An 11,951-nucleotide genomic window follows, 5' to 3' on the forward strand; every position below is an offset into this window, starting at 1 on the left:
TTCACTGTATAATGTAAGGGAATAAATGGAAAGGACTGATCAAATGATTCTGCTCAATGTAAAGCTCCCAAAATATTAATCAATCATCTAATATTTTGGGAGGAATAGAAAATGAATCAATATAAGTCGTTTACAATCTCAGAAAGACCTGACCTAGTTAATGAAATTAGCATTTTACATGGACTAGGATGGTCAAAATTCATGTTACAGGATGAAGTAGCTAATCAATATTTTGGGTATCTTCCAAAGGTATTTCCTCATTTACAATTTGTACTATTAGATCAGGATGAAAAGGCTATTGCCTGTGGAAACGCAGTCAGTTTTCATTGGGATGGAACAGTAAAAGATCTACCTAGTGGCTGGGATGATGTCCTAAAGCGTTCTGTAGAAGAATCTAAAAAAGGCATTAGGGCAAATACCGTTTCTGCAATTGCCATCGTGGTGAATCCTCTGTATAGAGGTAAGAGCATTAGTGAATTAATGGTGAGAAGGATGAAGGAAATTGTTAAGGAGCATGACTATCAGTATATGCTTGCACCTGTTCGTCCCTCTTTAAAACATAAATACCCCCTAATACCTATGGAGCAATACGCTTATTGGGTGACAAATGAAGGCCAAGCTTTTGATCCTTGGATTCGAATACATTTACGAACAAATGCCAATATCCTGTCGATTGCGAATGAATCAATGATCATAAAAGGAAAGATATCGCAATGGGAACAATGGATTGGACTATCTCTTCCTGTTACCGGAAAATATATTGTTCCTGAAGCACTTGTTCCGATTTCCGTTAATAGAGAAAGGGATTGTGGAGAATATATCGAACCTAATGTTTGGATTCAACATATATTGTAATCTTTTCGAAAAAGCCTTACACCATTAGTAGGGCTCGATTTTCGAAAAAAACTTCCCCTTCTGCCTTACAAGGCCAAAAGTACTCGTTACTTTTGGCTTTTACTTTATTCCACGAGAACCATCCTATCCTCATGATGGTGATTAAAAATAGTACAGGTATTCTATAAAGATGTAATTGGAAAAGTACGGTCTGGATTATACAACCCTTTCCGTCTTCTAGGTTTACTAAACGAAACAATACAAGATTCAGTTCGGGATAGTTGCTTCTTCATCACAGCAATTGAAATCGGAACTTCAAGGGTTTGTTGGTTACGAAAAGTTATAATTGTAGATTGGAGTTGTGGTGTTAGATAGTGGATATGTTCATAGAAAATCCAGTTACAATCGTAGGATTCAGGAGAGATGGTTGGAAAGGCATAGATATCTTCTAGAGGGTTAATGGGTATAGGAGGACATTGGTGAAACGACTTTAAGTGCCGTAGAGCTTTCTTTCTTCCTTCTAACGAGGCGCCACCTTCTAAGCAGGCGTGTTCAATGAGTTTAATCGGAGTTTCTTTACAATAATATTCACCTTGGAGATCGATGATTCTGGATCCATATGTAGGATGGTATGCAGGTACAATAGCGAGGGTGGTTGAGGATATTTCGTAGTGTTTTAGTTCTAACAAATATTATTCTCCTTTTCATTTAATGGTTTCATAGAATGCTCAAAAAGGATTATTCTTCATCTGGAAAAATTTTCTTAGCCTCGGCTTCTGCTTCAAGCACAAGCTTCGTCATGTCAATCCCACATTTTGTAATGAGACGTATGATCGTTTGTCCACCTGGAGGATTTACGCCACGTTCAATATTCCCATAATTGTTCACATGGATGCCAAGCTTATCCGCAAAATCGTCCTGAGTTTCAGCCAGTTCTTGTCGCTGCTCACGAAGCTTTTGTCCTAGTAATTTTGTAAATAACAGGTCCCTTTTTGACATCACTCTATCTCCTTTGAACCCTATTATCTTGGTAGGGATAGGAGATTTGAACAATGTATACGTTGGGAATTGTAAAGATTGCAGTAGTTTGAATTTTAGCCCTTGCTGTAAATGTGGTTACCAATAGAAAATGTTAGGAATTCGAAAGTAAAAAAGCTTATACCTCTTTATTTTTTTCCGAGGAATAAGCTTATGGTCTTTTGCAATGAAGCCGATTATCATATCACTTTGTGATGAATAGTATTTTTGTACATGTTCCTCGAATAAGCAGTAGTTCCTTCTCAATCCTTAACTGTCAGATGCTAGAAGCCTGTCAGTTTTTTCTAAACGTTGAAAGACTTTAAAGCTACACCACATACTAAGATAGGCATACATTGCGATTGAGAAAAATGGGATAAGCCCTGGTAGAATAGCTAGTACTTTATAGAGGATAAAGTATCCAACGACAATTGTTACTGTTAATATAGGTGATGTCAGACTAAAGAGAAAGCTATTTTTAATATATTCCTTCAAGGAAAACGAATAATGAACATATACAGGAAAGAAGAATAATATCGTTAAGCTATATATAAATAGTAGGCTTATCACCATGATTCGAATTAGAGTTGTTAATCCATTTTCACCAAACTTAAAAATCATTAGATCCACTACTAATATGAATCCAATAACAGCTAATATCCAGCCTAATCCGTTAATCTTCCAAAAATCTTTTTTATAAGCTGATTTAAAAGTAACATAAATCGAAATATCATGCTCACCCATAACCCACTTTCTAATAACGGTAAAAAGAGCAGAGGTTGCCGGAAATACACCCAAAACGCCAATGCCAGCCAATGTAAAAATAAACCATAAAAATTGAACATAAGCTAATCTCATTATCCATTCACAAATTCGGTAAAATCCACCATATATCCCTTGCATTTCCATCATACTCTCTCCTTTCTTTGGGATTATGAATCTTTTTTTAACATAGTAAATTATCATTTATCGTTCACTTAAGTAACATCTTAGCATGCTAACTTTGTAACACTTTAATCTCTTCTAAAAGCATGTAAATAGGATTCAACTTTTAACCTAATAAAAGATAAGTCCCCAGTTTTTGAAGCCTGTTTGGTTAAATCACTTCCAATACCTATGGCAAATGCTCCTGCATCCAGCCACTCCTTTATGTTTTCCAAGTTTACCCCTCCAGTGGGCATCACTTCCAGTTGTGGTAGTGGTCCTTTTAAGTGGTTAATCATGGACGGTTCAAATATATCCCCTGGAAAAAGTTTCACAATAGGACAGTCCGCTTGCAATGCAGTAACTGCTTCATTCACAGACATGACACCCGGTAATATAGGTACTTGGTATAAGTGACACTGTTGGACAACTCCTTGGTCAAAGGATGGGCTTACGATAAATTCAGCACCTTGTAAGATTGCTAGTCTAGCAGTCACAGAGTCTAGTACTGTTCCCGCTCCAATGATTACCTGCTTGTCTTCCTTATATTTTATTGTCATTTCCTTTATGATGTCTAGTGCAAATGGAGTAGTCATCGTTACTTCAATAAGCTTAATGCCCCCGGCGATAATCTCATCAATATATTGTAGAGCTTTAGCAGAACAATCCGCACGAACAACAGCAATTAACTTTTGTGATTGAATTTGTTGAATAATTTCTATTTTCCTCATAAGTTACCTCTCTATTTTCCTATGATTCATATCAAAGTACTGTATCTGCCTCTTGGTTGGTAGACCTTCTACATCACCCTTAAATTGAATAACATGTGCTCCGACAGCATTCGCAAACTCCGCTGCTTCTTCAATTGATTTTCCGTTCGTAATAGAATAAAGAAACCCTGCACAAAAACCATCCCCTGCACCAACGGTATCTACCACTTTGTCAACAATTTTCCCATTTATGACTTTGGTTGTTTCCTGTTGCACGATCATACAACCACCCTCACCAAGTTTTATAATCGTTGTTGGTATGTTTAGTTTTTGTACTTCTTGAATCAGTTGATTTTTATCCTTTGAATCAAACAGTAATGCTAATTCATCGATCCCAGGTAAAAAATAATCACTTAACCTTGCCAGTTCTAATACAATCTTCTTTATTTTTTCAAGAGATAATAGCTTTAATCGAATATTCGGATCAAAACATACTTTTAAGTTATGCTTTTTAGCCAATTTAATCGCTTCGAGGATAGTTGCATAACAGCTCTCACTTAAAGCTGGCGTGATCCCTGTGATATGCAATATATTTGCTTCTTTTATATACTCTTCATCTAAATCGTTAGGCGTCATGTGACTGGCAGCAGAATGCTTTCGGTAATAATAAACATTTGGGTTCCCAATTCCCGTTATTTCTTTAAACATCACACCAGTTGGGTGCTCTTCATCAATTTTCACCCTAGATACATCGACGCCTTCTCCGCGAATCGCTTTTATCAAATACTCACCAAAGGGATCGTCACCTACACGGGAAAACCATCCAACCTTTGCACCTAACCGAGCAAGGCCTATTGCTACGTTTGATTCTGCTCCTCCAAAAGATTGCTCAAATAAATGTGAATGATTAAGTAAACCATCTTTTTGGGGAGTAAATAACATCATACTTTCGCCAAAGGTTATAATATCGTTCAATTCCGTTCCTCCTATCCTACTATTCTGTATACTACTTGAAGCAATTGCTCTTCCATTCCTATATCAGTTCGATTTATGAATAGCTTCATATAGTCCATTTAAATAAACTGCTCCTAATGCTCGGTCATATAACCCATAACCAGGCCTTCCTGTTTCTCCCCAAATCATTCTTCCATGATCAGGCCGCAAAGGCCCCGAAAAACCAATGTCATGAAACGCCTTCATGACTTCATACATATCTATAGATCCACTTTCTGATCGATGGGAGGATTCTTGAAAAGATTTTTTTCCAACCCGCTTTATATTACGTGCATGCACAAAGTGGATTCTTCCTTGCTTTCCAAAATGACGAATGAGAGCTGGTATATCATTCTCTTCGTTTGCTCCTAGAGACCCCGAACACATGGTAATTCCATGATTTTGACTGTCGACTAACCCTAAAAATCGGTCCAAATTATCTTTATTTGTTATAATCCGTGGAAGTCCAAATATTGGCCAAGGGGGATCATCGGGATGAATCGCCATTTTCACATTGACCTCGTCTGCAACTGTGATTACTTTCGTTACGAAGTATTCCAAGTTCTCCCAAAGATTCTCTTCCGTAATAGACTGATATTTCTCTAATAGATGTTGTAAATCCTCAGGGTGATAGCTCTTATCCCAACCTGGTAAATCAAGTTCTCCATTTAATGGATTCATTTTTTGAACTGTTTCTTCTATATAAATTAATGTAGTCGAACCATCAGGAAGTTCATAATCTAACTGGGAACGGGTCCAGTCGAAGACAGGCATAAAGTTATAACATACTAAATGAACCCCAGCCTCTGATAAATTCCGAATCGTTTGCTGATAGCTCTCTATATATTTTTCACGCGTAGGTAGACCTAATTTAATGTCCTCATGAACCGGTACACTCTCAATTCCTTCTAATACCAGTCCTTTTGATTCGACCTTATTCTTCAATTCTAAAATCTTGTTGACTGGCCAAACCTCACCAACGGGTACATCATAAATAGCTGATATTACACCTGAAACACCAGGAATTTGTCGTATTTCGTCTAACGTTACTTTGTCGTCCACACCATACCATCTTAACGTCATCTTCAATGTAAAATCCTCATTTCAAGTAAGTTGTCTTAAAAGCTAGTAGACAGTTGACTATATGCAGAATACCCCTATGTTCAATAGGGGTATTCCAACTCTAAACTACTTTTTTGCTTTCTTACACTCTCGCCCAATTATCTATTAAGCAAATCATCTCGAAGAGGAGTAAAAGTATCAATGATGGCACCTGCTTGCAGTGCTTTAGCCCCGTGCTTTGCGCCTCCTGGTATGAAAATTGTTTCACCAGGACCGATAATATGTTTTTCACTGTCGATTGTGAATTCAAATTGACCTCTTAAGCAATACGTAAACTGCTCGTGTGGATGACTATGCTCATACCCAACTGCTCCTTCTTCAAAGTGAACTTCCATCATCATGATGGTGTCACCAGGAGGAAAGATTTTTCTTTTCACACCTGGCTCCGCATGTTCCCATTGCACGTGAGTACCCATCCTAAATCCCCCTATCAAGTATTAATATGCTTTCGTTACATCAACACAAAACGTTTTTCCATTTTCCGTTAAATAGATATGCACACCATGATCTTGGTCATCCATAAAATAAGATACGTATTTGTTTTCTCCTTTACGGTTTGGAGTTAAAAGCGTAACAATACGATGGCGTTTAGACTTTTTAGTAATGGCTTTTAAGTGCCACTCTTTAGGTAGGTCTTCTACCTCGGAAGGATCAACGTCATTAAATTCATTAGATCGATCTAAGAACAAATCACCGGAAGAACTATAAATGAAGCGACCTTCAAGTTCAGCTTTTTCACCCGCAATTTTAAATACTTGATCGTTAATTTGCATCTCATGTAAGGAATGTAATAACCAATTCACACTTCCTTCTTGAGTTAAATCAACACTGTCCACTACGACAAAATACGATTGATTGACGAAATAGATTTCTCTCTCAAACTTTTCTAGATATGGCACAGTTTCTGAATAAGCTTTCGTTGCATCTTCTCTTACATAACTATATTCATCATTGGAGAAAACCTCTAAAACCTCTCCCTGTGCTGACTTGTTAAGTACTTTATTAGAGTCCGAATACTGACCTACTCCATCGAATAATAATGTATTATGCGATTGAGTTTGTCTTCTCCACTTTTTGTGCATCGTACTATTAAACCCAATATAATAACCAGATTTAATAGCAAGTGGTTCACCAAATGCATGGATAAGAATACTATTTTGGTCTCCGTGACTATGACTTAATGAACCATATGGGCTACTCTTTGTTAAAAGCATGATATGTTCATCTGGTTGGTCCATCTTATGATGGAACGCAACCCAGCCTACATCTTTAAACCATTTTACAGGTTCTACCTCTGTTGGTGGTGTGGCTTCTACATGAGGGAAATCATGTAAATAAATCATATCGTCAAATGGGAAGTCCCACCATCCGTAATTAAAAAACTTTTGATCGGCATCTGTGTCCCAAGCCTTAACCTGCTCATAATACCATTGGTACAATCCATTTCCTGTTACACCAGCAAACTGCCTAATATTAAAGGCTGTTTTTAATCCTGGTCGCTCACCAAGATTAGACTGATCACCAAAGCTTGCTCGTCTAGTATCTTGGCTGTAACAATACAATGGGAAATCTCCTGTCTTTTGGAAGAACGGGCGTTGATAGAAATCTATTTTCATATAATTTTTAACAAGATTTAGTGCGTCAATAAGGTAGGCCATTCCCGTCGTCCAATACATGCCACCTTCAGCCCATCCACCATCTTTACCTCCCCAAGGAGTGTAGATGCAAGCGTAATATTCTAATGTATAATCAAGCCATTCCTTTGCTTCTTCTGCATCATCTAAGAGTGCAATCGAGCATGGAATAAGGACAGATGATAAGGAACGTACCGCATGGCTATCATATGGTACTTGGTGAATTTTCGAACGTTTGATATTGTGATCAGCTACCTGTTCGGTTCTTCTTAGAAGAGAATGACGAACTAATCCTTTTTCTTCAGGAGTTAAATGATGGTATAGCCAATCATAGCCCCATGCTAGTCCTGCCACAATACGGAAAGCGCATTCATCATTATAATCTCTTGACGTTGTTCCTTCTGTGTCCCATTTTGCCACATGAAGCAACCATTCCTTAGCACGATCAATAATTTGTTGATCTTCAAGGATCACACCAGCAACACTTAAGTGACGAATAGCATATAGAGTTTCTTGACAGTCCATATACATTTGTCTCCAAAGCTTAATGACACGTTTGTTTTCAGGGTAAGGACTCGGTTCTGAAATGAGTTCGCGTTCAAGCCATGGTAAAACGGACTTTTCATAGAATACATTCCAATTACAATGCGTAGCGTCTTTCTTTATATTTTCTTTGAATTTCTCGAGTTGCTCTGGACCTAACCATAGCCTTGGATGAGCATGGCTCACTCCTTCATATCGTTCCTCTCTACTAGGCAGTGATGTATCAGGAAGATTCTCCGGAATATCAAACCTTCTTGTTTCACTCCACGTCGAAAGGACGGAATCTGTTGTCGTATCGATTTGACAATAGCGCCAAAAATACGTTCCAGGCTCCATTGCTTGATTAGGTGTATAGAAATTATATGGAATCGGTTGAATGGTTTCAGTATCTTCAGGTGAAAAAACTGAACTTCTAGAAATCTGTAAGCAATACTGGTCATTCTGTAATTGTACAGGCATCCAGGTAAATCTAGGTGGATTCTCAATATGTTCTGTATTTTCATCTGGTGCATACTTAACATCTAGAATGCCACTAGCAGGTTGATAGATTGATTGCATCTCATTTCCTCCTTTATTGTTAGTTGTAAAATATTGACACAAATTTTATTTCATAAATAGTCCGCCATTAATTTCAATCGTTTCTCCCGTAATATAGGAAGCAGAAGGTGAAATAAGGAATAGAACGGCACCACTAATATCCTGAGGAACTCCTCCTCGTCCAAGTGGAACTCTAGCAGCCGTAGCTTTTCTTCCTTCTTCCGTATTAAATGTAGTATGGAATTTCGTTTGATCTATAAAACCAGGTGAGATGGCATTAACTCGAACTCCAAATGGAGCTAATTCCTTTGCCAATCCCTTGGTAAATGTAATGATAGCCCCTTTTGATGTAGCATAAGGAACTGCACCTGGTCCACCTCCATCATGTGCTGCAAGCGAGCTTAGATTAATGATGGAACCGCTTCCTTTTTCTTTCATACCAGGGATAACGGCTTTACTCATAAATGCAGCAGAAGTTACATTGACATCAAATACTTTCTGCCATAAATCAATCGTCATCTCCGCGATTGGTCGTCTCTCTACTAAATGCCCAGCATTGTTTACTAAAATATCCACTGTTCCTAGTTTTTCTTCTACTTCGGAAACAAGTGATTCAATTTGAGAAAGGTCGGTTACATCTGCTTGAATCATGACCGCCTCTCCACCCTTTTCTTCAATGAGCCTAACTGTCTCCTCTGCACCTTGACTATTACTTAAATAATTTACAGCTACCTTCGCACCACTTTCAGCTAGTTCAATCGCAATGGATTGCCCAATACCTCCGCTTGCTCCCGTAACTAATGCGACTTTATCTTTCAGATCAATATTCATATAAGCCCCCTATTCTGATAAATGATGCTACCGTGTAATAATGCTATTTTATCACTCAGCTCCTCCTACAATCGTCGGAATAGTTTTAGACTCTGTTGTCTTTTTTTTAGAATTTACTATGATTAATCTCTGTTTCATGAATAGTAAATCGTCTAGAAAATTGGTTACAGAAGAAATAGCCCCCTTTTTAAAAGGGGGCACTATAGAAAACTACTATATAGATTGGTAGGGCATAAGTGCCCGGATAGGGTAAGCAAGACGTTTTACTTTCCAATAATTAATGCCGGCCACCTTGACTCGTTACTTTCATCTTTTGAATAGATGTTAACGTTTCCATTTTGCCCTATGGTATCCACAACCATAAGAGTTACTTTCCCATCCGATTGGGCTTTTACAAAGTCAGTTACATCGATATTAATTTTTTCAGCTTCTGATGTAGCCACATTAATATGTCCAAGAAGGGTTGCCGTTTCACCAATTCCTGTCACTTTTACTGAATCTGCTGCCAAATTAGGGGCATTCTCCCATGTAATGGTTTCTTCATTCCATTGATCATTCGTTAAGCCATAAACGTCCAGTTCAACACTGGTTGTATTACTTCCAATTTTGCCAGTGAGTTCAAATAGTACGTTTCGTATTTCATTTAGTTTATTTACTTCAAACTGAAAGAAAGCTACTCGACCTTTACTAAAGTCCGAATTACTTTTCACATTAAAGTATTTATAATAGTTTTTATCAGATGTACCTGCTGATGTTAAGTCTGGATCTTCTAAACCATAGTTTGATGTAGGACTTTCAATATCAACAAGAGCATCAGCAAAAGGGATGACAACTTCCTCTTCTCCTGGAATGTCTGTCTCTTGTTTAGTTTGTTGGAAGTTAAGATAAAAATCATTTTCTACACTTTTACTGACATCATTATCATTCATAAAAATATTGCTGCCAGCTTCAACTCTAATTCCATTCGTATTTCCTTTTATTTGATTTCCTGAGATTGTAATATTAGTTGGATCACCTGAGCCGATGTTGTTCGCATTACTGTCACCTTTATCATGCGCTAATAAAATTCCAACAAACCCTTCAGCCTTGTTGTTCATAATCTTGTTATCTCTAATAATCGTTCCTGGAGCATTTAAAATATAGATTCCCTTCGCATTACTAGGTTCTGTAGTATTCATGATGGTATTATTTTCAATAATTGTATTTGGAGAACCCAAGTACACCTTGATCCCTTCACGGGAGTTCGTAATTTTATTATCATGAATATAGTTATATGGACCAGATGCATCATGATTACTTGGCGCAGTACCACCTGTGTTCCCCACACCGATTCCTGCACCGGTAATAATACCAGAAATCGTATTTTGATAGATTTCATTTAAGTATTCATCTTCACCATGTAAATCAATCGCGTCTAAGACGGTGTTCTCAAACGTGTTATTATAGATCTCATTATTATGAGCATAATACTGAAGTAATGTGCCGTGACGTATATACGGTCCTTTAAAGACACTGTTACGAACTACATTAAAGCGAGTGTCGTTTTTGTACCCTGTACGGTCGACTTTTGGTACTCCCTGGATACTCACCCCGTATCCAGCTCCACCGCCACCAACATCTGTAGCATTTTGGAATAGAGCATCTTGTACGACTATATCATGGCTGTTTTCAATGCGAACACCCATCCTTTGATATTTTTCAATGGTGACATGTTCAATTAAAATGTTAGAAGAAGGGGTATTGCCAAAGCCATCCGCAATATAAATACCGTACACTGGGCCCCCGCGATCTGGATTGTTCTGCTTTGAATCAGATGAATAGTTGCCATTGAAAGTAGACGTAATGGTCAAATTCGATATCACAATATTATTTAATCCATAAGCCCGAAACACTTTACCGCTTGGATCATCTGCATCAAAATCAGAAACTAAAAAGACATGTTTTTGGTTCTCTCCTCTAATATTCACTCCTGACTTCAAGGCGATATGTGAAGAGCCATCATTAGGTAAAGTGCTTTTTAAATTATACGTTCCTTTTGGGAGAAACACTTCATCTCCTGCATTTGAGGCTTCAATTGCTGCTAAGATAGCAGGAAGGTCATCTTGATCACTGTCTGAAGGATCTGCCCCAAAGTCAATAACATTCAATTTTTTTCCTGTTACTTTATTTGCTTTATGAATAGGATGCTTGGAACCGTCTGGATTAACGAGTCCTGGTTCTGTATATGTAACATCCTCTCTCTCTTCCGGTTTAGGTGGCACTAGTTCCATAAGTAGTAATTCACCACTTTCTGATGGGCGATAAATATGCGTCACTGCAATACTATTCCATTCGTTGGATGTATTCCCTTTCCCTACAACCTTGACATATCTTGCGACCGAATCTTCAACATCATATGCAACTAATCCGGCCTCACCCTCTTTACTTATACCATCAGTTAAGACCGTACTCCAATTCACTCCATCAGCAGAGACTTGGATATCAAAATAAGATTGCCTAGCATCTCCTTTGTAAAAAGCCAGACCTACATAGCCTACCTCTTTCGAAGAGCCTAAATCATATAAGATCCATTCTGCTGTCCCTTGAGAAGACCATCGTGTCGATAGATTATCATCTAACGTATTCTCAGGAAAATTCCCATCATGTCCACTTGCCGTTACATCTACAACTGTATGTTTACTTGGCTGCTCTTGTTCAGAATGTACCTGGATGCTTGGAATAACTAAAATGAATACAAGTACATACAAAAAAATTGTAAAACTCTTACCTGACTTTCCCCTCATCATACTCCTCCTTCATCTTTGTT

At 37.9% G+C, this 11,951-nt stretch carries 11 protein-coding genes; 1 reads left to right on the forward strand and 10 read right to left on the reverse strand.

What is annotated here, in order from left to right; translation table 11 throughout:
- The first annotated feature begins 111 nt into the window (after nt 1-111).
- Entirely contained in the window at nt 112-855 is a 744-nt protein-coding gene (locus M1D60_RS19345; RefSeq protein WP_456276463.1) for a GNAT family N-acetyltransferase, read from the forward strand.
- A gap of 161 nt (nt 856-1,016) precedes the next feature.
- Here the strand turns inward: M1D60_RS19345 and M1D60_RS19350 are convergent, their stop codons facing one another.
- The 10 genes from M1D60_RS19350 to M1D60_RS19395 all read right to left on the reverse strand — a co-directional run bounded on the left by M1D60_RS19350 (nt 1,017) and on the right by M1D60_RS19395 (nt 11,931).
- The gene (locus tag M1D60_RS19350) at nt 1,017-1,523 is read right to left on the reverse strand and encodes a competence protein ComK (RefSeq protein ID WP_456276464.1); all 507 of its coding nucleotides are present in this window, start codon (nt 1,521-1,523) and stop codon (nt 1,017-1,019) included.
- A gap of 49 nt (nt 1,524-1,572) precedes the next feature.
- The gene (locus M1D60_RS19355) at nt 1,573-1,833 is read right to left on the reverse strand and encodes a helix-turn-helix domain-containing protein (protein ID WP_456276465.1); all 261 of its coding nucleotides are present in this window, start codon (nt 1,831-1,833) and stop codon (nt 1,573-1,575) included.
- A gap of 288 nt (nt 1,834-2,121) precedes the next feature.
- On the reverse strand, nt 2,122-2,763 hold the full coding sequence (locus M1D60_RS19360; RefSeq protein WP_456276466.1) for a YesL family protein: 642 nt from the start codon (nt 2,761-2,763) through the stop codon (nt 2,122-2,124).
- Nucleotides 2,764-2,864: 101 nt separating this feature from the next.
- Nucleotides 2,865-3,506, reverse strand: coding sequence for a bifunctional 2-keto-4-hydroxyglutarate aldolase/2-keto-3-deoxy-6-phosphogluconate aldolase (locus M1D60_RS19365; RefSeq protein ID WP_456276467.1), 642 nt, complete (start codon nt 3,504-3,506; stop codon nt 2,865-2,867).
- Between the two features lie 3 nt (nt 3,507-3,509).
- Nucleotides 3,510-4,460 (reverse strand): sugar kinase, encoded by a 951-nt coding sequence (locus tag M1D60_RS19370; protein ID WP_456276468.1) that lies wholly within the window; start codon nt 4,458-4,460, stop codon nt 3,510-3,512.
- Between the two features lie 63 nt (nt 4,461-4,523).
- Nucleotides 4,524-5,567 (reverse strand): mannonate dehydratase, encoded by a 1,044-nt coding sequence (uxuA, locus tag M1D60_RS19375; protein ID WP_456276469.1) that lies wholly within the window; start codon nt 5,565-5,567, stop codon nt 4,524-4,526.
- 131 nt (nt 5,568-5,698) lie between these two features.
- Nucleotides 5,699-6,016 (reverse strand): cupin domain-containing protein, encoded by a 318-nt coding sequence (locus M1D60_RS19380; RefSeq protein WP_456276470.1) that lies wholly within the window; start codon nt 6,014-6,016, stop codon nt 5,699-5,701.
- 21 nt (nt 6,017-6,037) lie between these two features.
- Nucleotides 6,038-8,335, reverse strand: coding sequence for a DUF4962 domain-containing protein (locus tag M1D60_RS19385; protein WP_456276471.1), 2,298 nt, complete (start codon nt 8,333-8,335; stop codon nt 6,038-6,040).
- A gap of 45 nt (nt 8,336-8,380) precedes the next feature.
- Nucleotides 8,381-9,145, reverse strand: coding sequence for an SDR family NAD(P)-dependent oxidoreductase (locus tag M1D60_RS19390; RefSeq protein ID WP_456276472.1), 765 nt, complete (start codon nt 9,143-9,145; stop codon nt 8,381-8,383).
- 263 nt (nt 9,146-9,408) lie between these two features.
- Nucleotides 9,409-11,931 carry a DNRLRE domain-containing protein gene (locus tag M1D60_RS19395; RefSeq protein WP_456276473.1) on the reverse strand — a complete coding sequence of 841 codons (2,523 nt, stop codon included), beginning with the start codon at nt 11,929-11,931 and terminating at the stop codon, nt 9,409-9,411.
- Nucleotides 11,932-11,951: the final 20 nt, after the last annotated feature.

Source organism: Bacillus sp. AK128 (assembly GCF_053903075.1).